Here is a 21392-nt window from a genome sequence, read left to right as displayed (position 1 = left end):
CGCGGGCGATGCGTCAGCGGCGACGCGCTGGTGGCGTCCGCGACACGATGTGGGTAGATTCGAAGCACCCCCCGCGCCAGCGCAGTCGTGTCCGCGATGCAACGCGAGACGGGAGAATGCCTTGTGACGCGGCGGGCCGGCGGATCGTCAGGTTTCGTGACGGAAACGACGCATCTCGCCGATCGAGCGGCTTCGCAGTGATATGAACGAACGCATCCACGCCTGCCTGGACGGCGACCTGCCGCTGGAGGCGCTCACCCCCGATGAGCGCGCGGAAGCCGCGCGGCTGTCATCCGCCATGGACGCGGCCACGCAGCACCTGCGCGCCGTTTCCGCCCCGGCGGACCTGACGGCGCGGATCATGGCGGCCATCCCCGCGGCCCCGCCGAAGCCCGCGGCCGCCGAGCCTCGCCGCGCGCGGTCGCCGCTGTCCGCACTGCTCGCCTGGCTCTGGTCGCCGCGCCCGGTGCGGGTGACGATGCGGCCCGCGTACGGCTTCGCGGCCGCCGGGGTGGCGATGCTGGCGCTGGCGCTGAACCCGCCGGGCCGCCCGCCCGCCGCGGTGGTGCGGACGCCGCTGCCGGCCGCGCTCGCCGCCGCGCCGAAGGCTGGTAAGGTGTACGTGCAGTTCCGCATCCACGTCCCCGACGCGCGCTCGGTGGCCGTCGCCGGCACCTTCACCAACTGGAAGCCCGAGGTGGTGCTGACGGAGACCGCGCCGGGCGAATGGAGCGCGCTGGTGCCGCTGCGCCCCGGCGTGCACGACTACGCCTTCGTGGTCGACGGCCAGCGCTGGATGCCCGATCCCAACGCGCCGCAGGTGGACGACAGCTTCGGCGGAACCAACAGCCGCATCTCGCTCCCGCCGCTCGGAGCTTCGTGAGCGTCCGTTCTTCCATCTCCACTACAATCCTGATCTTCCTCACGCTTCCCTGCGCGCTGGCCGCGCAGGGATGGCGCGTGGAAGCCGCCGCCGGGCGTGCAGTGAGCGACCCGGTGTCCGCGCGCGTGTCCAGCAGCGTGGGCTCCCTCGGCGTGGAGTACGGCGACAGCGCCACCGCGCGCTGGCTGTACCTGCAGGCGGGGACGGCGCTTGCGGGCGACGGCCCCGCGTGGGGGGCCGGCGGCGCGGGCACCTGGCTGGGCGTGGAGCGGGGGGATTTCACCCTGGGCGCCTCGCTGGGCGCGCACGTCTACGGCTACGGGGCCACGGACAGCGTCTCGTCCGGCGGCGGCGCCACGCTCGAGGGTCTCCCCACCGCCACGTACACGCGCGGTGCGTGGCGCGGCGAGCTGGGGAGCGGCGTGGTCTACAGCACGGACGTGGCGGTGGACAGCGGATCGGGCGGGCGCGCCGTGAGCGAGTCGTTCGCCCGGCTGATCACCGCGGCGGCGCCGGGGGTGCAGCTCTCCGCCGAGGGACGGTTCCTGCATGCATCGGACGGCGACTGGCCGTACGTGGGCGCGGCGGTGCAGGTGGACCGCGGGCGCTACGGCGGTTGGGCCTACGTGGGACAGTGGGGCGGGACGGACGTTCCCGCGCCGCGGCTGGCCTTCGGCGTCGGCGCCAGCCTGCGCTACCGCGGGGCGGAGCTCGAGGCCGGGGTGCGCCAGGAGCCGATGGACCCGGTGTATCTCAGCCTCCCGCGGCGCACCTGGACGGTGCAGCTCAGCCGCCGGATCGGCCGCGCGCCGTCGCCCCCCGCGCCTCCCGTGCCGGCGTTCCTCCCGGCGGTGGCCAATGGCGTGGCCGTCTTCCGCCTGTCGCGGGAAGACTACCCCCGCGCGCCGGTGCTGGTGGGCGACTTCAGCGGCTGGCGCCCGGTGGCGATGACGGCGGACGGGGACGACTGGATGGCCAGCGTGCGTCTCGGCCCCGGCGCGCACCACTACGGGTTCAGGACCGCGGAGGGGACCTTCGTCACTCCACCGGGCGTACCGGTGGTGGACGATGGGTTCGGGGGGAAGAACGCGGTGCTGGTGGTGCCGTGAACGAAGGTAACGTTGTGACGCGGCGACGGTTCCGTTCGTCCTACAGGGCAGCCGGGGGATGTTCCCGGCTTCCTGGAGAATGGAAGATGAGACGTCTGACCCTGACCGCCCTGCTCCTTCTGCTGCCGCTCTCGTGGGCGGGGGCGCAGACGCCCGCGCAGCGGATGCAGGCGGCGCGCCAGCGGGCGTCGCAAGTCGGGATCCCGGTGGCCCTGCTGGAGTCGAAGATCGCCGAGGGGCGCGCCAAGGGCGTGGCCGAGGACCGCATCGCCGCCGCGGTGGAGCGGCGCCTGGCCTCGCTGCAGCGCGCCCGCGGCGCCATGGCCGGGCAGCCGCCGGTGGCGCTGACCGGGGCGGACCTGAACGTGGGCGCCGACGCCATCGAGGCGGGGGTGGAGCCCGGCGTGCTGGGCCGCCTGGCCCGCGCCGCGGCGCCGGACCGCCGCGCCGTGGCCATCGCCGTGCTGACCGAGCTGGTGCAGCAGGGGCTGGCCTCCGAGGTGGCCCTGCAGCGGGTGACGACCGCGCTCGCCCGCGGGCCCGAGGCGCTCCGCCGCCTTCCCGGCGAGCAGGGCGCGGCGCACGGCCAGGCGCAGGCCCCGCACGGGCCGCCCGACGTGCGCGGGCGCGCCAACGCGACGGCCCACGGCGGGCAGGCCAACGGTGGCGGCCCGCCCGCGTCCGTTCCCGGCGCGGGGCGGGGACGCGGCCACGGCCGCGGCAAGCCCTGACGGAATCCAGTCATCCGGCATCAATCCACGCGCGCCGCTCCCGTCCGGGGGCGGCGCGCGCTATCTTGCGGCCACCGCCGAACCGCTCATCGCACTCGGTGTATGCCGCAGAACGCTTTGCGGCAGAGTCCTGTCCGAAATCACGCAGTCCGCTTCGAGCGGCCGGAGAGGTGGATCACCCGGCCGCGGGGAAGGCATGGAGATATGATCGAGCTCACCGACACCGCGCGCGCCAAGATCCAGTCTCTGGTGGACGCGGAGCTGGTGCGCGACCCCGCGCTCCGCATCGCGCTGGCGGCCGAGGAGGACGCGCCGCGCAGCCCGTGGGACCGCGAGTACGCGATCTCGCTGGTGGAGCGCGAGGACAAGCAGAAGACGGAGATCGCCATCAACCTCGACGGCATCCGCGTGCTGCTGAACCTGGACACCAGCAACCTGCTGAGCGGCGCCACCATCGACTGGAGCGACGACGCGGGCGGCTTCAGCGTGGACACGCCGCGTCCCAAGCGCCCCCCCTCCCCCGCGTACTCGAGCAACCCCGGCGTGAACGGCCCGCTCGCCGACCGCGTGCAGATGGTGCTGGACACGCTGGTGAACCCGCGCATCGCGATGCACGGTGGCGCGGTGGAGCTGGTGGACGCCAGCGACGACACCATCTGGGTGCGGATGAGCGGCGGCTGCCAGGGATGCAGCGCCAGCGCGCAGACGCTGCGCCTGGGGGTCGAGCGGATGGTGAAGGAGGAGGTGCCGGAGATCCGCGAGGTGATCGACGTCACCGAGCACGAGGCGGGCCTCAACCCGTACTACTGATCCCCAGTTCGTCGAAGGCGAAGATGCGCGGCGCGCGGGAGATACGGATCTCCTGCGCGCCGTGTCTTTTCGCGCTCGGATCACGCCTGCGGACTCGCCGCAGGCTGGGCAGACTGCGTGCGTCGCTGGGTGATGAAGACGCCCACGAGCGCCGCCAGCGCGGTGAGTGCCACGCCCGCCCCGGCGATGTCAGCGCCGTGCACCACCGCGTAGACGCCGCCCAGCACCCCCGACAACCCCAGCACCAGCCCCGACGCGATCCCCAGCAGGGAGTTCCGCGCCTGGATCCCGACCAGCTGACGCTCGATCAGGTGGCGGTGCTCGGCCTCCTGCTCGGCCATGCGGATGATGCGGTCGGCGGTGCCCTCGAGCGCGTGATCGTAGTCCAGCAGCACGTCCGGCGCGGGGAGCGGCCCGGCGAAGTACGCCTCCACCGCCACCGTCTGCCCGATCACGGGAACGTCATGGACAAATTCCCCCTCCCGGGGTATCCCGGGAGGGGGAGAGATAGCGATGGTGCGGCTGTTCTTACCGCGCGCCATCGCGGGCGGCGCCGCGCACGAGGGTGGCTTCGGCACGCACGCGCTGCATGGCCGTGCGCAGGTCAGCGCCCACCATGCGCCAATCCGCTGAAAGGGCGCGGGCGTCTCGCTGGGCCGGGCTGAGGCCGGAGCGATCGAGCGTGATGGCGGCGCCACCCCCGCTCAGGTCGAGCGCCTGCGCCATGCCGCCGAGGAAGCTCGGGATGGAGAAGCGGGAGCCGAGACTTGGCATATTCACCGTTCGGGCTGAGAGGAACGCGCGCGTCGAACGTGAGGATGAACACAGTAATGGAAGACGGAGTGTTCGTCAAGCGCGTGCGTTTGTCCGCTATTTCCACAGGTGCCATAATGGACATGGGCCGGAGCTTTCGCTCCGGCCCATTCATCTCCAGCCCTATTTATCAGATGGAGAAGAAGATCAGTCCGCGCTCGGTCCCGCGGCCTTCACGGCGTCGGAGACGCGGTCGGCGAAGCGCTTGAAGTTCTCGGCGAAGGCGGCGGCGAGCTTGCGGGCCTGCTCGTCGTACTGCGCCGGGTCGGGCCAGGTGTTGCGCGGCACCAGCAGTTCCGACGGCACGCCGGGCACCTGCGTGGGAACGCGCAGGTTGAAGAACGGCACCGTGGTGGTCTCCACCCCGTCGAGCCGGCCGGCCAGCGCGGCGCGCACCATCGCGCGGGTGTGGCCCAGGTTCATGCGGTGCCCCACTCCGTACGGGCCACCGGTCCACCCGGTGTTCACCAGCCACACGCGCGCGCCGTGCTCCTGCAGCTTCTTCCCCAGCATCTCGGCGTAGACGCCGGGGTGCAGCGGGAGGAAGACCGCGCCGAAGCAGGCCGAGAAGGTCGGCTGCGGCTCCTTCACCCCGCGCTCGGTGCCGGCGACCTTGGCCGTGTATCCCGAGAGGAAGTAGTACATCGCCTGCTCGGGGGTCAGGCTGCTGATGGGCGGCAGCACCCCGTACGCGTCGGCGGTGAGGAACACCACGTTCCTGGGGTGCCCGCCGCGCGCGGCGGCGACGTGGTTCGCGATGTAGTGCAGGGGATAGCTGACCCGCGTGTTCTCGGTGATCGACTGGTCGTCGAAGTCCACGCGGCGCTCGTCGTCGACCACGCAGTTCTCCAGCACGGTGCCGAACATCCGCGTGGTGGCGTAGATCTCCGGCTCGCCCTCCTTCGAGAGCTTGATGGCCTTGGCGTAGCAGCCGCCCTCGAAGTTGAAGATCCCCTCGCCGCTCCAGCCGTGCTCGTCGTCGCCGATCAGCGCGCGCTCGGGGTCGGCGGAGAGCGTGGTCTTCCCCGTCCCCGAGAGGCCGAAGAAGAGCGCGGTGTCGCCCTGCGGGCCCACGTTGGCCGAGCAGTGCATGCTCAGCACGCCGTGCTCGTGCGGGAGAAGGTAGTTCAGCAGCCCGAACACGCTCTTCTTGATCTCGCCCGCGTAGCGGGTGCCGCCGATGAGCACCTCGCGGCGGCCGAAGTGGATGAGGATGAACGTGCTGGTCCGGGTGCCGTGGCGCTCCGGATCGGCCTGGTACTCGGGGGCGTGCAGGATGGTGAAGCCCGGCTGGAACTCGGTGAGCTCCTCATCGGCCGGGCGGCGGAACATGTTGTAGGCGAACAGGTTGTGCCACGCGTTGGGGGTGACGACGCGCACTCCCAGGCGGTACTGCGGGTCGGCGCCGGCCCACATGTCGCGCACGTACAGGTCCTGCCCCTCCAGGTGCTCCATCACGTCCTCGCGCAGCCGGTCGTAGTTGTCCGGCTCGAAGGGGACGTTCACCTTCCCCCAGTCCACGTGCGCCTCGGAGCCGGGCTCGCGGACGACGAAGCGGTCGTTGGGCGAGCGCCCCGTGTGCGGGCTGGTGACGGCGTTGAACGGGCCCCCGTCGACCAGGATCCCCTCGCCGCGGCGGATGGCGTGCTCCACCAGCTCCACCGGGTTCAGGTTCCAGAACACGGTGCCGGGGTTGCGGATGCCGTGGCGGTCCAGACCGAACCGGCTTTCGCGCCCGAACGCGGGAGCGGCGGCCTGGTCGGGGTTCAACGTGGTAGCCATGCTTCTGGGTCTCGTTTTCAGGAACGCAGTCCGTCGCCCGATTTCTGCAGCGTGCCGGCGGCGGGGGTGGAAACCGGTAGGGTAGCACGCCCAACGCCGCGGTGCAAGCCGATCCCGCGCCCGCTGAGCCGCGCTCATTGACCGATCCGGTCCTGGATGGCGAGGGGGAAGGCGCCCCGGGCGTGTCGGAGGAGGCGGGGAACGGATCGCGCGGGTGAAACCCGGGCGGGGGTGGCGGCCTCGAATGTGGCTGGATGTGACCGTGCGTCCCGCGCGGGCGTCACTCTCCACGCCGGGGGAACATCCTTCTCCGGGCGGGGTCGCATACGGTGTCGCGAAACCCGCAAGTGGTTTCGCCCATTGGCAGTTACGCAGGAACGAGCAGTGTCGACGACCGCCGTGCACGTGGCCAGAATTCCCGCCCTGGAGTCGCTCGCCGACGCGTTCTGCACCGTCGGCGAGGACTGGCGCGTGTCGTACTGGAACGCCGCCGCCGAGCGCTGGTTCGGCGCCGCGCGCGAGACCACGCTGGGCGCGCCGCTGTGGGACGCGCTCCCCGGAGCGGCCGAGCCGTCGATGCGCGCGCGCCTGGCTGCGGTGCTGGCCACCGGCGCGCCGCTGCGCGTCGCCTTCGCCGTGCCGGGCGACGGCTCGGCGCTGACGCTGGACGCGTCGCCGCTGGACGGGGGCGGGCTGGCGCTGCACTTCCGCGACGCCACCGACCACGCGCGGGTGGCGGAGCGCTACTCGCGGCTGCTGGCCAGCCTGCGCGACGGGTTCCTGGCGGTGGACGCGGAGTGGCGGGTGGTCTACGTGAACCCCGCGGCCGAGGCGCTGCTGCACGTGCGGCTGCACAAGGCGGTCGGCGCGCGGCTGCTGGACCATCTTCCCGCCGAGCCGCGGGAGCTGGGCGAGTCGCTGCGGGCCACGATGGAGGACGGCCGGCCGCGCCGCCTCGTGGCCGTGCGGCCGGCGGCGGAGTGGCTGCGCGGGCGCTGGTTCGACCTCTCGGTGGATCCGCTGGTCGGCGGCGGGATCTCGCTGCTCTTCCAGGACGTGACGGAGCGGCAGCAGCGCGAGGCGGAGCTGGCGCGGCTGGCGGCCGAGGCGGAGGAGGCCAGCCGCGCCAAGAGCCGCTTCTTCGCCGCCGTGAGCCACGAGCTGCGGACGCCGCTGCACGCCATCGTGGGGTACACGCACCTGCTGTCCACCGACTCGTACGGCGACCTGCCGCAGCAGGCGTCGCGCGCGGCGGAGCGGGCCAGCGTGTGCGCCGAGCACCTGTCGCGGCTGATCGACGACGTACTGCTGCTGACCACGGCGGAGATCGACCGGCTGCCCACCTATCCCGCCGCGCTGAGGCTGTCCCAATACCTCCCCGAGGTGCTGGAGCCGCTCCGCCGCCAGGCCGAGGCGAAGAGCCTGCGCTTCTCGCTCGACGTGCCGGCGGGGCTCCCGGTGGTCCACGCCGACCCCGAGCGGCTGCGGCAGGTGCTGTACGCGCTGGTGGCCAACGCGATCAAGTTCACCGCGCGCGGCGACGTGCGCGTCTCCGTCCGCGCGGACGGCGGCGAGGTGGTGGTGCGGGTCGAGGACTCGGGACCGGGGATCGCGGCGGAGGACCGGTCGCGCGTGTTCGAGGCGTTCGAGCAGGTGTGCGCCGACGACGCGCGCACCGACTCGCTCCACCGCGGTGCCGGGCTGGGGCTGACCATCGCGCGGCGGCTGGCGGAGCGGCTGGGTGGCTCGCTCGCGCTGGACGACGCCGTCCCTGAGGGTGCCGCGTTCGTCCTCCGCGTTCCGGTCGGCACGGCGCCGGCCTCATGATCCCGTTCACGGATCACCGATCTTTTTTTCTCACGCAGAGTTAGCAGGGTCAGCAGAAACTGCGGTTCAACTGCTGACCCTGCTAACTCTGCGTGAGACCTTCTGTTTTCCGGATCGCGGCGGGGACGGCTTGCGCGATGCGGTGGAGGGGCGGCCCTTCGTCCCCGTGCGGCGGGCGCGGGCGGCCTGGGCGCTGGCCTTGGGGGTGGTGCGCGGGCGGGACGCGGCTGGACGGCGCTCCTCCTTCTCCTGCTTGCGCTCGACGAGCGACTCCTGGTCGGCGTCGAGCACCTCCAGCGCCTCCGCGGCGGCCTCGGCGCCGGCGCCGTAGAGGAACACGGGGACGCCCGCGTTGCGCAGCGCGTCGGCGACGTCGATGCGGTCCTCGAAGGCGCAGACCAGCTCGAACTGCCGCCGCAGCCGGGCGATCTCGTCCACCTTGAACGCGCCGGAGGTGCGGAAGTCGCGCGGCGGGCGCATCACCAGCCGGTCGTACTCGGTGAGGCCGTTGGCCTTGAGCCAGCGCTCGGTGGTGCGGCGGGTGTGCTCCGGGCGGCCAGTGAGGAAGACGATGCGGCATCCCGCGGCGTGCATCGCGCGCAGCACCTCCATCGACGCGGCGATGGGCGGGTCCTCGCCGATGGCGTCGAAGTACGACTTCCAGTCGCGCTTCCTCCCCTTCTCCACCTCCACGAAGTGGGCGCGCGCCCGGTCGTCGCTGAGCGTGCCGTCCAGGTCCCAGATCACGGCTTTCGGCAGGTGCTTCGGCATCTCCATCTCCCTGTCGTTTCGACACTTGGGGATGGAGATGCTGGAAGATGCTTGCCACTGGGATGGAACGGGATTGGATCTTGGCCTACCCGCTCGTAGATGGGTTCTCGAGGCGCCGGGCGAGCGCGTCGAGATCGTCCCAGCCGTAGGCGACGTCGGGGTAGCGCTCGCCGCCGATGACGACCTCCGCCGCGCCGACCAGGCGGCCGCCGAGCGCCTCGTAGAACGCGCGCGCGGGGTTCGTCTCCAGCACCCATACGATCATCGAGGCGTGCCCCTGCGCCCGCAGCGCGTCGACGAACGCGCGGACGAGGCGCTTGCCGATCCCCGCGCGCTGGTGCGTGGGGAGGAGGTAGATGGCGTTCAGCTCGCCGGTGAACGCGCCGAACGGCGGCTCGCCGGCGCGGTTGGGGCCGCCGTCCGCGAACCCGACCACCTCGCCGTCCACCTCCGCGACGACGGCGACGTGATAGGGCTGCGCCATGGCCTCGCTCCACGCGTCCGTCCGCCGCCCCTCGTCCAGCGCGTCGAGCGTGGCGTCCGCGATCAGCCCGCGGTAGGCCGATCGCCAGCTCGCCACCTGCACGTGGGCGATCTCGGCGGCGTCGTCCGGCGTGGCGGGGCGGACGCGGACCTCGCTCACCGCCTGGGCGGGCGCGAGGGGCGCATCTCGACGCGCGAAACGAGCGAGTTCGGCGGGAGCGCGAGGAGGTCCATCACCACCTGCCCGATGTCCTCGGGCTGGATCTTCCAGGCGCCTTCCTGGCCCGGCTCGTTGGCGTTGAAATAGGTGTCGACGCTGCCGGGCATGATGTAGCTGACGCGGATGTGCTGGCGCACGTCCATCATCAGCGCCTCGCTGAAGCCGACCAGCCCGAACTTGCTGGCGTTGTAGGCCGCGCCGCCGGGGAACGGGTTCTTCCCCGCCAGCGACGCGATGTTGATGATCCATCCGTCGCTGCTCTGCCTGAGGTGCGGGATGGCCTCGTGGCAGCAGTAGAACACGCCGGACAGGTTGGTGGCGATCAGCCGGTCCCACGTCTCCGGGTCGAGCTCGCCGACGGGCGCGAAGGCGCCGAAGCCGGCGTTGTTGACCAGGATGTCGAGCCCGCCCAGCCGCTCCACCGTTTCGCCGATCAGGCGCCGCACGTCTTCCAGTTTGCCGACGTCGCAGGGGATGCCGAGCACCTTTCCCGATCCCGCGCCCTCCAGCCGCCGCGCCGCTTCGGTGACCTCCGCGCCGTTGCGCGCGGAGACGACCACGTTGGCGTTCGCGCGCGCCAGCGCCTCGGCGATCGAGTAGCCGATCCCCTTGCTGCTTCCCGTGACCACCGCCGTGCGCCCCTGCAGGTCCACCGCCATCCCGCCCTCCCCCGGTTCACGTTGCAACCTCCACCTGGAAGGGGTGATTTGGGGCGATCGAGGGGATGGCGCAAGCGGAGGGAAGCGGGTCGGGACGGGATCGCGAGATGGCTGGCCCGGATCGATTTCAGGAGCGCGAGAGCTTCAGTCGCGGGCGGTCTTTACGCGCGCGAGGGTGACCAGCGACGCGGCGACGGCGGCGCGCGCGCGGATCACCGCCCTGCTGGCGCCACGCACGAGCGCGGCGGCCACCAGGCAGTTCACGCGGGCTTTCCGCACCGCTTGGGCGATGCGCTCGTGATCGGTCATCGGCCGCGGAGTGCACAAGATGTTCATCCCCCGGCGCTGCAACCCTCGCGCCGCGCCATCCGCGGCTTGGCGGCGAGGTGCGCGCGCGATACAATCTCCATCATCCATCCCCATCCCCAATCTCCCGATGATCCGAGCCATCCTTTCCGCCGTGATGGCGATCCTGATCGCCGCGTGCACGCCGCCACCCGCCGCCGGGCCGGCGCCGCGGCTCGCCTCGCTGGAGGCGGAGGTGCGGGCGATCATCCGGCGGCACGCGGGCGACACGGCGGAGGTGTCGGTGGCCTTCCGCGACCTGGCGACGGGGGATTCGCTGCTGGTGGACGCACATCGTTCACTGCACGCCGCCAGCACGATGAAGGTGCCGGTGATGCTGGAGCTCTTCCGCCGCGCCGACGCCGGCGAGATCTCGCTGGGCGATTCAGTGACGGTGCGCAACGAGTTCCGCAGCATCGCTGACGGCAGCACGTACGCGCTGGACAGGGCGGACGACAGCGACAGCTCGCTTTACGCGCGCGTCGGCCAGCGCGTGGCGATCCGCGAGCTGGTGGGGCTGATGATCGCGCGCTCCAGCAACCTGGCCACCAACGTGCTGATCGACCTGGCCGACCCGCGGCGCATCGCGCGGACGATGGAGGGGATCGGGGCGGGGGAGATGCACGTGCTGCGCGGCGTGGAAGACGGCCCCGCCTTCCGCGCCGGGATGAACAACACGACGAGCGCCTACGCGCTGATGCGGGTGATGGAGGCCGTTGCCGGCGGCCGCGCGGCGTCTCCGTCCGCGAGCCGGGAGATGGTGGAGATCCTGGGGCGGCAGGAGTTCACCGACATGATCCCTGCCGGGCTGCCGCCGGGGACGCGCACCGCCAACAAGACGGGGTGGATCACCGGGATCGCGCACGACGCGGCCATCGTCTTCCCCTCAAACCGCCCGCCATATGTGCTGGTGGTGATGACACACGGCTACCGCAGGACGAAGGACGCCGCCCCCGTCGCGCGCGAGATCTCCGCCGCGGTGTGGCGCCACGTTACCGGCGCGCGGTGAGATCGCGGCGGCGCGACCCGATGTCATCCTGAGGGCGCGGGCGCTGAACTCTCGTATCGACAAGTGCTTGCCGCGCCCGAAGGATCTTGCGTGCCCCGTCTCGAGATCCGCGTGAAGGGCAGACATCCCCGCGGGGTCGAGTAGATCCTTCGGTCGGCGCCGGATGTCGGCGCAGTCGTGAATTCGCGCGGCGCCTCCCTCAGGATGACATTTGGGTCGCGATGATGCTCGGGATGGCATCCACGCTACCGCTCATCGCGACGCGGTGCGATCTTCCATCTCCCTGCGGCATCGCCATCTGCGGGAACCCGCGGCGCGGCTCGGACGTACGAAGGCGCACCGGATCTCCATCTTTCGTTCTCTGCCCAACTCCTCGGGACGTATGAAGTCGAAATGGCTCACATGGGCGCTGACGCTGGCCGCGCTCTTCACGGCCGGCCCGCTGTCGGCGCAGATCATCGGCGGCCGGGTGATGGACCGCACCAGCAACGAGCCGATCAAGGACGTGATCGTCGAGGTGCTGAACGCCGACGGGCGCACCCTGAACCGCGGCCGCACCGACCGCGACGGCTTCTTCGTGTTCGAGCTGCGCTCGCCGGGCGCGTACCGCATCCGCACGCAGCGCATCGGCTACCGCACCAACACCTCGGAGCCGATGGACGTTCAGCTGCGGCAGACGGTGCAGGTGGAGGTCAAGCTCAGCACCGGCGACGTGGAGCTGGAGCCGATACGGGTGACGGCCAAGAGCGAGCCGCCGCACAGCCGCGCGCTGGAGCAGGAGGGGTTCTTCGACCGCGAGCGGATCGGCTTCGGCAAGTTCCTGACGCAGTACGAGATCCAGCAGCGGGCGCCGCTGGAGACGAGCGAGGTGTTCCGCGGGGTGCCGGGGGTGGGGCTGGTGCCGGCGGGGGGGACGCACTACAACATCACCATCACCCGCGGCGGCGACAACTGCAGCCCGCGCATCATCCTGGACAACATGGGCGTGGAGCAGCAGGACCTGGACAACCTGGTGAAGCCGGGCGACATCGCGGGGATCGAGGTGTACCGCGGGCCGAGCGAGATTCCCGGACGGTGGCTGGGCCAGCGCTCCACCTGCGGCCTGATCGTGATCTGGACCCGCCGCGGCGACCCCGCCGAGACCGCGCCGCGCCCGTAGGGTTTGGGGATCTCGGTAGATGATGAAGGGCCGGCGCTCGGGCGAGCGCCGGCCCTTCCAGTGTTGATTCGACCGGAGAAAGCCGGCAAGACGCCGACGCGCCAAGTCGATGATCGATGCGTTGCGCAGGCTGGCGTACAGACGCGGGTTATAGATCCTTCGGCCTGCAACCACTCGAGCAGACGCTGGTTACGGTCTGGCCGGCCTCAGGATGACGTCGGGGGGCGGGGTCATGGTGTCATCCAACCGTTGTCGTCACCAGCCGAACGGGGATGCCGCCGTTGCTGGTGCGGAAGACCTCGGCGAAGGGGAGGCCGACCTGCCCCTCCAGCTTCCGGTCCGCCGAGAGGAGGGCGAGCGTCCAGCCGGGGCACCGGGCGCGGGCGGTGCGGCCGAGCGCGGCGTACAGGCTGCGCAGCGCGTCGCTCTCGCCCACGCGCACGCCGTAGGGCGGGTTGGCGATCAGCAGCCCCGGTCCCGGCGGCGGCTCGATGGCGGAGACGGGGTGCACCGCGAAGCGCACGTCGTCCGCCACGCCCGCGCGCTCCGCGTTTGCCGTCGCCGCGTCGATGGCGCCGGCGTCGCGGTCGGAGCCGTGGATGGGGACGGGGGACGACGGCCGCTCCGCCGCGCGCGCCTCGGCGACGATGCGCTCCCACGCGCCGGCGTGGAACTCCGGCCAGGCGGTAAAGGCGAACGCGCGCGGCTCCCGGCCCGCGCGCGCCAGCCCCGGCGCCACGCCGCGCGCGATCAGCGCCGCCTCGATGGGGATCGTCCCCGAGCCGCACATAGGGTCGACGACGGGTGTGTCGCCGCGCCAGCCGGCGCCGAGCAGCATCGCGGCGGCCAGCGTCTCGCGGAGCGGCGCCTTGGCGAGCGCCCGCCGATAGCCGCGCAGGTGGAGCAGCGCGCCGGACGCGTCGGCGCTGATCGTCACCTCGTCGCGCAGCACGCGGACGACGAAGAGCTGCGCATCCACCGTCTCCGCGGCCTCGTCCTCCGGCCCCTTCTCCGCCGACGCGGTGCCGATCCCGCCCACGCGATCGTCGATGAAGCCCAGCAACCGCTCGGCGATAGCGCCCTCGTGGTACAGCTTCGACTTCTTCGACGTCACCCGCAGCCGCACCGGCCGTCCCTTCGCCACCCAGCGCTCCCACGGGACGCGCTTGGCGTGGCGCTCCAGCTCGATGAAGGTGCGCGCGCGGAAGGTGGCCGCGCGCACCACCACGCGGCTGGCGGTGCGCAGCCAGAGGTTTGCGCGGTAGACGTCGTCCGCCGCGCCCTCCCACGCCACGCCGCCCGGCTCCGCCGCCGCGTCGATTCCCAGCGCCCGCAGCTCCGCCGCGCAGATCGCCTCCAGCCCCGGCGCGGTGATGGCGAAGATGCTGAGCGGCGTTGGCATTCGGCGGCGAAGTGCGTGAGTGCGGAAGTGCGTGAGTGCACTGGAGATCCGGTGCGGCGGGAAGGTACGGATGCGGGCGGCGGGGGACAACGGCGGGGGATGGGGGCGCGCGGGGAGCGGAGGTCGGCGTGGATGCCGGCGCGGAGGCCCTCTCCCCCCGGCCCCCTCCCCCAAAACTGACTGGGGGAGGGGGAGACCTCAGCGCATAACGAGGCGGCGGCTCGTGCAGGATGTTTTTTTTGCAGGTCACCTCTCCCAGTCGGTTTTGGGAGAGGTCGAAAAAACGGGGCGAGGCGTGACAGCAGTACCGTCACGCCTCGTTCCGTTTTTTCGGGTGAGGGCCCTCAGTACACCAGCCGCAGCAGCGTCTGGCCGTCGTCGTGGGCGATGCGGAGGGCGGCGTCGCGGCCGAGCGCGTCCGTCACCAGGTCCACCGACTCGACGTTGGCGATGGAGCGCGTCAGGTGACCCTCGGGGGTGCCCAGGTCGCCCAGCATGATCTCCACGCTGCGACCGTGCGGGTCGTACGCGATCCCCCGTAGCGGCGTGCTGCTTTCCTCTACCTGCGCGCCGAGCTCCGGGCCGTCTTCCTCCAGCCGCGTCAGCCGCCCCGCGTTGCGCGCGGTGAAGTCGCGCAGGAGGGCGGTGCGCACCGCGTCTTCCACCGTCCACATCGTTTCCTCGCTTCCCTCTACGGCGTGCGGCGCTCCGCGTGCCAGGTGCCCGTCACCGGTTCGCCCGTGGTGGAGCCGCGCGTGGTGAAGGTGCCTTCGATCCGGTTCCCCCGCACCGTGCCCTCGAAGCGCGTGAACACCGGGCAGTTGCAGTCCGGGTCGGTGTACGGGTCCATCGTCCCCGAAACCCTGTCGCCCTCGAAGCGCACGAAGCGGATGGTGAGCTCCTGCGGCTGCGGCGCCTGCGGCTGCTGCTGCGGCTGGCCGTCCCACGCCGCGCGGCGCAGCGGCGCGTTGGTCCCGCGCGGCACCATCATCACGTCGCCGTGCGCGCTGTCGACCGTGGCGGTCAGGTGGAAGACCACGCTCCCGCTCCGCCCGGTCGCCGGGCTGGTGTACTCGCCCGTCCACTCGCCGCCCAGCCGCGACAGGTCGGCCGGGCTGATGCTCACCGGCACCCGCGGCTCTGGCGTCGATGCGCACGCCGCCAGCGTCGCCAGCGCCGCGCCCAGCGTCCAGCGAAGTCCCTTCATCGTGCCCTCCCCAGGTGGGTGGTGGGCGGACCTTCCGCCGTGCCCTCGAACAGTGCTCGCGGCGCGCCGGCCGCGCCAGCACTTCGTGCACCGGCCGGCGCGGCGGGGGGGGCGGGCCAGCCCCCCGCGCACTCACCGGGAACATGGCTGTGCGGCGGCGTCCGCCGTGTGGGGCCGGAGCGGGTGGGCGCGTCGTCGGTTGCGCGCGGCCGCGGGTGGGGCGATTCCCCACCGCGCATCTCCGCCGAAGCCATCTCCTTACCGCGGGTCGGGCGCTTTCCGACTGTGCTTGGGGACGGCGGAGAATACGATTGCGGGCGGGGAGATCCGGATCTCCCGATCTCCTGTGTTCCCGTGCGGAGGGTGCGGCGTTGCTGGAGATGCTCGAGCGACCGACAAAGACGGCGGACGCCACGCTCGACGGCGGGCGCGAGGCGGTGTTCCGCGCGCGCGGGGTCACCAAGGTCTACCCCATGGGCGACGTGGACGTGCACGCGCTGCGGCAGGTGGACCTGGACCTGTTCCGCGGCGAGCTGATGGTGCTGCTGGGCGCGTCGGGGAGCGGCAAGTCCACGCTGCTGAACATCCTGGGCGGGCTGGACGTGCCGACCGCGGGGACCGTGTGGTTCGAGGACCACGACCTGACCGCGGCGGACGACGCGGGGCTCACCCGCTTCCGGCGCGAGCACGTGGGGTTCGTCTTCCAGTTCTACAACCTGATCCCCTCGCTGACCGCGCGGGAGAACGTGGCGCTGGTCACCGACATCGCCGAGCGGCCGATGCGGCCCGAGGAGGCGCTGGAGATGGTGGGGCTGGGCGACCGGCTGGACCATTTCCCCGCGCAGATGTCGGGGGGCGAGCAGCAGCGGGTGGCCATCGCGCGGGCCATCGCCAAGCGCCCCGACGTGCTGCTGTGCGACGAGCCGACGGGCGCGCTGGACTTTTCCACCGGCCGGCTGGTGCTGGAGGTGATCGAGCGGGTGAACCGCGAGCTGGGCACGACCACGGTCGTCATCACCCACAACGCCGCCATCGCCGCAATGGCCGACCGCGTGATCCGCATGTCGAGCGGCACCATCAGCGGCGTGGCGCGCAACGCGACGAAGAAGCGGCCGGACGAGCTGGAGTGGTGATGAAGGAGTGAGTGGCGGGGAATGGCGTGGCCACCGGCTCCCCCCCACTCCCGGCCCCTCCCCCACGAGGGGGGAGGGATGGGGGAGGGGAGACCTCAGCGCGGCACGGGCTTCGGCTCTTCGCGCTGAGTTCTCCCCCGCCCCTGCGAAGCGGGGGAGGGGGCCGGGGGGAGGGGGCCGGCGGCGGCCGCGCGGACATCCGGTGTGAAGCGCGAACGGCGAGGTGGGCAGATGCGGGCGATGGAGCGGAGGCTGGTGCGCGAGCTGTGGCGGCTGCGGGGGCAGGTGGTGTCCATCGCCCTGGTGGTGGCGTGCGGGTCCATGTCCGTGGTGACCACCGGCAGCGCGCTGGACTCGCTCGAGGTGTCGCGCGACCGCTTCTACGCCGACTTCCGCTTCGCCGACGTGTGGACCTCGTGCAAGCGCGCGCCCGAGCCGCTGGCCGAGCGCATCCGCCGCATCCCCGGCGTGGCGGCCGTGCAGACGCGCGTGGCGCTCGACGTCACCCTCGACGTGCCGGGGCTCGCCGAAGTGGCCACGGGGCGCGTCCTCTCCATCCCCGAGCGCCGCGTCCCCATCCTCGATGACCTGTACCTGCGCTCGGGGCGATGGGTCGCTCCCGGGCGGCGCGACGAGGCCATCGTCAGCGAGGGGTTCGCCATCGCCAACCACCTGCGCCCCGGCGACCGCATCGGCGCGGTGATCAACGGGCGGTGGGAGCGGCTGCGCATCGCCGGCATCGCCGTCTCTCCCGAGTTCGTCTACGAGGTGCAGGAGGGGCAGGCCTTTCCCGACCGCAGGCGCTTCGGCGTGCTGTGGATGAGCCGCGAGGCGCTGGGGCCCGCGTACGACATGCAGGGCGCCTTCAACTCCGTCTCCCTCCGCCTGGCCCGCGGCGCGAGCCACAGCGAGGTGATCGCGTCCGTCGACCGGCTGCTGGCGCGCTACGGCGGCTTCGGCGCCTACGGCCGGCGCGACCAGGTGAGCGACCGGGTGATCCGCGACGAGATGTCGCAGAACCGCTACACGGGGACCATCATCCCTGCCATCTTCCTGGCCGTGGCCGCCTTCCTCCTGCACATCGTGCTGCTTCGGCTCGTCGGCACGCAGCGCGACGAGATCGCCGTGCTGAAGGCGTTCGGCTACACCAACCGCGACGTGGGGATGCACTATCTCCGCTTCGCCCTCGTCGCCGTCGCGCTCGGCGCGGCGCTGGGGACGGCGGTGGGGATCTGGCTGGGGCGGCAGTACCTGAAGCTGTACGAGGAGTTCTTCCGTTTCCCCGAGTTCGAGTACCGCTTCAGCTGGCCGCTGGTGGCGATCGGGATCGCCGTGGCGGGCGGCGCGGCGGTGGTGGGCGCGCTCTCGGCCGTGCGCCGCGCGGTCTCCCTGCCACCGGCGGAGGCGATGCGGCCGGACGCGCCGGCGCGCTTCCGCCCGGGGGTGATCGAGCGCATCGGCCTCTCCCGCCTGCTCACCCCCGCCGGGCGGATGATCGTCCGCTCCTTCGAGCGCTACCCCGCGCGCTCCGTCCTCTCCGCGCTGGGGGTGGCGATGTCGATCGCCGTCCTGGTGGTCGGCAGCTTCCTGTTCGATTCCGTGCGGGCGATGATGGACCTTCAGTTCCGCGCCGCCCAGCGCGAGGACCTGACCGTGGCCTTCGCCTCCGGCCGCCCCGCCTCCGTCCGCCACGACCTGGCGCACGTTCCCGGCGTGGTGCGGGTGGAGACGTTCCGCGTCGTCCCCGTCCGTCTCCGCCAGGCGAACGCGGCGCGGCAGACGGCGGTGACGGCGCTGCAGCCGGGCTCGGAGCTGCGTCGCGTCCTCGACATGCGCCACCACGCTGCCGTCGTTCCGCCCGGCGGCGTGGTGCTGACGGACGTGCTGGCCGAGGTGCTGGGGGTGCGGCCGGGAGACTCGGTGACGGTGGAGGTGCTGGAGGGGCGCCGCCCGGTGCTGCGCGTTCCCGTCGCCGGCGCGGTGGAGGAGCTGTTCGGGCTGAACGCGTACATGGACCCGCGCGCGCTCGACGCCGCGCTGGGCGACGCGCCCACCGCATCGGGCGCGTACCTGCGCGTGGACCCCGCGCGCTACGAGCAGGTGCACGCGGCGCTGAAGCGGATGCCGCGTGTGGGCGCCGTCCAGTCCCGCGTGGCGATGGTGCAGGGGTTCGAGGAGCACATCGCCCGCAACATGCGCGTGCAGACCACGCTGATGGTGACGTTCGCGGTGGTCATCGCCGTCGGCGTCATCTACAACGGCGCACGCATCGCCCTGTCGGAGCGCGGGCGCGAGCTGGCCAGCCTGCGTGTGCTGGGCTTCACGAAGGGCGAGGTGGCGGTGATGCTGCTGGGCGAGCAGGCCACGGTCACGCTCGCCGGCATCCCCGTGGGGTGCGTCCTGGGCTGGCTGCTGGGGATGATGACGGTGGCCGCGTTCCGGGTGGAGGTGTTCCGCATCCCCCTGGTGATCGACCCTCGCACCTACGTGTTCGCCGCGGCGGTGGTCGCGGGCGCGGCGGGGCTGGCGGGGATGCTGATGCGGCGGCGGATCGGGCGGCTGGACATGATCGCAGTGCTCAAGACGCGCGAGTGAGCGCGGGAGGCTGAGATGTCGACGACGATCGCACCGGAGCGCGCGCCGCTCCGCACCGCGCCGAAGCCGGCGGCGACGATTCCCGCGCCGCCGAGGCCGGGTGGACCCGGCGGGTTGCGCGCGAAGAAGCTGCGTTCGCGCGTTCTCCTGGCCTTCGGCGCGCTGCTGCTGGTGGCGATGGGGGTGATCTGGACGCGTCCCGAGCCGGTGGACGTGGAAGTCGGCACGATCTCCCGCGGCGACCTGCGCGTGACGGTGGACGAGGAGGGGATGACGCGCGTGCACGACCGCTTCGTGGTGGCCGCGCCGGTGGCCGGGCGGCTGCAGCGGATCGCGCTGGAGGAGGGGGACCGCGTCGCGGCGGGCGACGTGGTCGCGAGCATCGCCGCGGCGCCGCTGGACGCGCGGACGGCGCGGCAGGGCGACGCCCGCGTGGCGGCGGCGGAAGCCGCGGTGGCGCAGGCGCGCGCGCGGGCGTCGCAGGCGCAGGCCGCGCACGCGCAGGCCCTGCGCGAGGCCGCACGCGCGCGCACCCTGGCCGGCGCGGGGGCGATAAGCGAGAGCGCGCGCGAGCAGGCGGAGCTCGCCGAGGCCACCGCGCTGCGCGACTGGCAGGCCGCGCGGGCCGCCGTCCGCACCGCCGCGGCCGAGCTCTCCGGCGCCCGCGCCGCGCTGGCGGACGCGAGCCCCGCAACGGTCGGCGTGGCGACGGTGACGGAGGTGCGCTCCCCCGTGGCCGGGCGCGTGCTGCGGGTGCCGGAGCGGAGCGAGCGCGCCGTGGCCCCCGGCGCGCCGCTGGTGGAGCTGGGCGACGCGCGCGCGCTGGAGGTGACGGCGGACGTGCTCTCCACCGACGCCGTCCGCATCCGCCCGGGGATGCCGGTGCTGATCGAGGAGTGGGGCGGCGGACCGGCGCTGCGCGGCCGCGTGCGCACCGTCTCGCCCGCGGCGTTCACGAAGGTGTCCGCGCTGGGCGTGGAGGAGCAGCGCGTGCGCGTCTTCGCCGACCTGGACGCCGCGCCGGCGGCCCTGGGCGACGGCTACCGCGTGGAGGCGCGCATCGTGGTGTGGGAGGGACGGGATGTGGTGAAGGTGCCCGTGAGCGCACTCTTCCGCACCGGCGGCGAGTGGAGCGTGTTCGTGCTGGACGCCCGCCGCGCGCGCCTCCGCTCCGTCCGCATCGGCCAGCGCGGCGAGGCGGAGGCCGAGGTCGCCGGCGGCCTGCGCCCCGGCGAGCGCGTCGTCCTCTACCCGTCGGACAAGGTGAAGGATGGGGTGAAGGTGCGCGTACGGTGACGCGTTGCCGGTGGGTTGAGACCCACCGCTGAACGGCAGGAAGTCCGCCTTCGCGGACTGGATTGACGACGCTGAACAGATGACGTCATCCTGAGGCCGGTCAGGACGAATCTGCGACTGCGCCGTAGGTCGCAGGCCGAAGGATCTATCGCCGCGTCCGGCACATCGTTGGCCTGACGCGGCGATGTTCGTCCGCCGAAAATGCGAACGCGCCGGAGCGGCGATCCGCTCCGGCGCGATGCTGTATTCAGCATATATCACGAGGGGAGACTTGCGGCAAGAACCCGGGGCCCATCCATACTCGTGGCCCAATCATGCCGAATCTCCGGGTCAACTGTGCACTGGAGGAAGGAATCGGCATGTCATTCCGAAGGCGCCGCGCCGTCCTGTCCTCCATGCCGAGCCGTGGCGCCTGAGGAATCTGTGGACGGCTCCCGAGCCACAGGCCGCCTGTCGCTCGGACGCAGGCCACAGATTCCTCGGGCGCCGCCCGGCATCGGCGTGATTGAAGGTTCGGAGCAGCGGCGCCGCTGAATAGAAAATAGATCGCCTAAGTCGTTGTGGTGCAGGTGATTATGACTTTCATCCTCCGTGGTCGCGCGCAGCGCGGTGTACGACTCGGAATGACATCCGGTCGGAATGCACAATCAATCGCGGCAGCCGGTATCAGCCGGTGAACAGCGGCCTTTTCAGGGGAGGATTTCGATGCGCGTGCTGCTGTCGACGATCGGGTCGCGGGGCGACGTCCAGCCGCTGGTGGCGCTGGCGATGGAGCTGCGGGCGCTCGGCCAGGATGTCCGCCTGTGCGTGCCGCCCGACTTCCGCGCGTGGATCGAAGGGCTCAGCTTCCCCGTCACCCCCATCGGCCCCGAGCTGCGCGCGACGGGGAAGGCGAACCCGTCGGCGGCCCCGCCCACGCCCGAGCAGCGGCGGCAGATGATGGAAGGCACGGTCGCCGCGCAGTTCGAGACCATCACGGCGGCCGCCGCGGGGTGCGACCTCATCGTGGGCGCGACCGAGTCGCTGACAAGCGCGCTCGAGCACGCTCTCCACCCCAACGTGGCGGCCCGCGCCCGATCCATCGCCACCGCGATGCGCCGCGACGGTGCACGGGTCGCCGCCCAGCGCCTGGTCACCCAATGAATCTCACGCAGAGTC

General features: G+C 72.3%; 21 protein-coding genes. 11 read left to right on the top strand and 10 right to left on the bottom strand.

Going from position 1 to position 21392, the window contains the following annotated elements:
- Window positions 1-202: 202 nt before the first annotated feature.
- The 4 genes from VF092_07495 to VF092_07480 all read left to right on the top strand — a co-directional run bounded on the left by VF092_07495 (window position 203) and on the right by VF092_07480 (window position 3533).
- On the top strand, window positions 203-883 hold the full coding sequence (locus tag VF092_07495; protein ID HEX6747128.1) for a glycogen-binding domain-containing protein: 681 nt from the start codon (window positions 203-205) through the stop codon (window positions 881-883).
- On the top strand, window positions 880-1992 hold the full coding sequence (locus VF092_07490; GenBank protein ID HEX6747127.1) for a glycogen-binding domain-containing protein: 1113 nt from the start codon (window positions 880-882) through the stop codon (window positions 1990-1992). Before VF092_07495 ends, VF092_07490 begins: the two co-directional genes overlap by 4 nt.
- Before the next feature lie 86 nt (window positions 1993-2078).
- The gene (locus VF092_07485; protein ID HEX6747126.1) at window positions 2079-2723 is read left to right on the top strand and encodes a hypothetical protein; all 645 of its coding nucleotides are present in this window, start codon (window positions 2079-2081) and stop codon (window positions 2721-2723) included.
- Between the two features lie 204 nt (window positions 2724-2927).
- On the top strand, window positions 2928-3533 hold the full coding sequence (locus tag VF092_07480) for a NifU family protein (protein HEX6747125.1): 606 nt from the start codon (window positions 2928-2930) through the stop codon (window positions 3531-3533).
- An 80-nt stretch (window positions 3534-3613) separates the two neighbouring features.
- Here VF092_07480 and VF092_07475 read toward each other — a convergent pair whose 3' ends face one another.
- The 3 genes from VF092_07475 to pckA form a co-directional block, all read right to left on the bottom strand.
- Window positions 3614-3988, bottom strand: coding sequence for a DUF2335 domain-containing protein (locus VF092_07475; GenBank protein HEX6747124.1), 375 nt, complete (start codon window positions 3986-3988; stop codon window positions 3614-3616).
- A gap of 73 nt (window positions 3989-4061) precedes the next feature.
- Entirely contained in the window at window positions 4062-4259 is a 198-nt protein-coding gene (locus tag VF092_07470; protein HEX6747123.1) for a hypothetical protein, read from the bottom strand.
- A gap of 234 nt (window positions 4260-4493) precedes the next feature.
- Entirely contained in the window at window positions 4494-6128 is a 1635-nt protein-coding gene (gene pckA, locus VF092_07465) for a phosphoenolpyruvate carboxykinase (ATP) (protein ID HEX6747122.1), read from the bottom strand.
- 384 nt (window positions 6129-6512) lie between these two features.
- Between pckA and VF092_07460 the strand changes: the two genes are divergently transcribed.
- The gene (locus VF092_07460; GenBank protein ID HEX6747121.1) at window positions 6513-7955 is read left to right on the top strand and encodes an ATP-binding protein; all 1443 of its coding nucleotides are present in this window, start codon (window positions 6513-6515) and stop codon (window positions 7953-7955) included.
- Between the two features lie 66 nt (window positions 7956-8021).
- On the opposite strand, the gene VF092_07455 is transcribed toward VF092_07460, so the two are convergent.
- The 4 genes from VF092_07455 to VF092_07440 form a co-directional block, all read right to left on the bottom strand.
- Window positions 8022-8726 carry an HAD family acid phosphatase gene (locus tag VF092_07455; GenBank protein ID HEX6747120.1) on the bottom strand — a complete coding sequence of 235 codons (705 nt, stop codon included), beginning with the start codon at window positions 8724-8726 and terminating at the stop codon, window positions 8022-8024.
- An 85-nt stretch (window positions 8727-8811) separates the two neighbouring features.
- Window positions 8812-9369 carry a GNAT family N-acetyltransferase gene (locus VF092_07450; protein HEX6747119.1) on the bottom strand — a complete coding sequence of 186 codons (558 nt, stop codon included), beginning with the start codon at window positions 9367-9369 and terminating at the stop codon, window positions 8812-8814.
- Window positions 9366-10088, bottom strand: coding sequence for an SDR family oxidoreductase (locus VF092_07445; GenBank protein ID HEX6747118.1), 723 nt, complete (start codon window positions 10086-10088; stop codon window positions 9366-9368). The genes VF092_07450 and VF092_07445 overlap by 4 nt, the downstream gene beginning before the upstream one ends.
- A 144-nt stretch (window positions 10089-10232) precedes the next feature.
- The gene (locus VF092_07440; GenBank protein ID HEX6747117.1) at window positions 10233-10397 is read right to left on the bottom strand and encodes a hypothetical protein; all 165 of its coding nucleotides are present in this window, start codon (window positions 10395-10397) and stop codon (window positions 10233-10235) included.
- Window positions 10398-10524: 127 nt separating this feature from the next.
- On the opposite strand from VF092_07440, the gene VF092_07435 reads away from it, so the two are divergent.
- Window positions 10525-11442, top strand: coding sequence for a serine hydrolase (locus VF092_07435; protein ID HEX6747116.1), 918 nt, complete (start codon window positions 10525-10527; stop codon window positions 11440-11442).
- Between the two features lie 382 nt (window positions 11443-11824).
- Window positions 11825-12601, top strand: coding sequence for a carboxypeptidase regulatory-like domain-containing protein (locus VF092_07430; GenBank protein ID HEX6747115.1), 777 nt, complete (start codon window positions 11825-11827; stop codon window positions 12599-12601).
- A gap of 238 nt (window positions 12602-12839) precedes the next feature.
- Here VF092_07430 and VF092_07425 read toward each other — a convergent pair whose 3' ends face one another.
- From VF092_07425 to VF092_07415, 3 genes are all read right to left on the bottom strand, one after another.
- Complete coding sequence (locus VF092_07425) at window positions 12840-14003, bottom strand: class I SAM-dependent RNA methyltransferase (GenBank protein ID HEX6747114.1); 1164 nt, start codon at window positions 14001-14003, stop codon at window positions 12840-12842.
- 344 nt (window positions 14004-14347) lie between these two features.
- Window positions 14348-14677: a DUF5335 family protein gene (locus tag VF092_07420; GenBank protein HEX6747113.1), complete on the bottom strand. Its 330-nt coding sequence runs from the start codon at window positions 14675-14677 to the stop codon at window positions 14348-14350.
- Between the two features lie 17 nt (window positions 14678-14694).
- The gene (locus tag VF092_07415; GenBank protein HEX6747112.1) at window positions 14695-15210 is read right to left on the bottom strand and encodes a hypothetical protein; all 516 of its coding nucleotides are present in this window, start codon (window positions 15208-15210) and stop codon (window positions 14695-14697) included.
- Between the two features lie 380 nt (window positions 15211-15590).
- Here VF092_07415 and VF092_07410 point away from each other — a divergent pair, with 380 nt between their 5' ends.
- From VF092_07410 to VF092_07395, 4 genes are all read left to right on the top strand, one after another.
- Window positions 15591-16343, top strand: a complete 753-nt coding sequence (locus VF092_07410) for an ABC transporter ATP-binding protein (protein ID HEX6747111.1) — start codon at window positions 15591-15593, stop codon at window positions 16341-16343.
- Window positions 16344-16574: 231 nt separating this feature from the next.
- A complete protein-coding gene (locus VF092_07405; GenBank protein HEX6747110.1) occupies window positions 16575-18938 on the top strand; it encodes an FtsX-like permease family protein in 2364 nt (787 codons plus the stop codon).
- Between the two features lie 15 nt (window positions 18939-18953).
- Entirely contained in the window at window positions 18954-20234 is a 1281-nt protein-coding gene (locus VF092_07400; GenBank protein HEX6747109.1) for an efflux RND transporter periplasmic adaptor subunit, read from the top strand.
- 705 nt (window positions 20235-20939) lie between these two features.
- The gene (locus VF092_07395) at window positions 20940-21377 is read left to right on the top strand and encodes a glycosyltransferase (GenBank protein HEX6747108.1); all 438 of its coding nucleotides are present in this window, start codon (window positions 20940-20942) and stop codon (window positions 21375-21377) included.
- Window positions 21378-21392: the final 15 nt, after the last annotated feature.

Origin of the sequence: Longimicrobium sp., assembly GCA_036377595.1 — a bacterium.
Lineage (GTDB): Bacteria > Gemmatimonadota > Gemmatimonadetes > Longimicrobiales > Longimicrobiaceae > Longimicrobium.
This window is presented reverse-complemented; position numbering and strand designations above follow the sequence as displayed.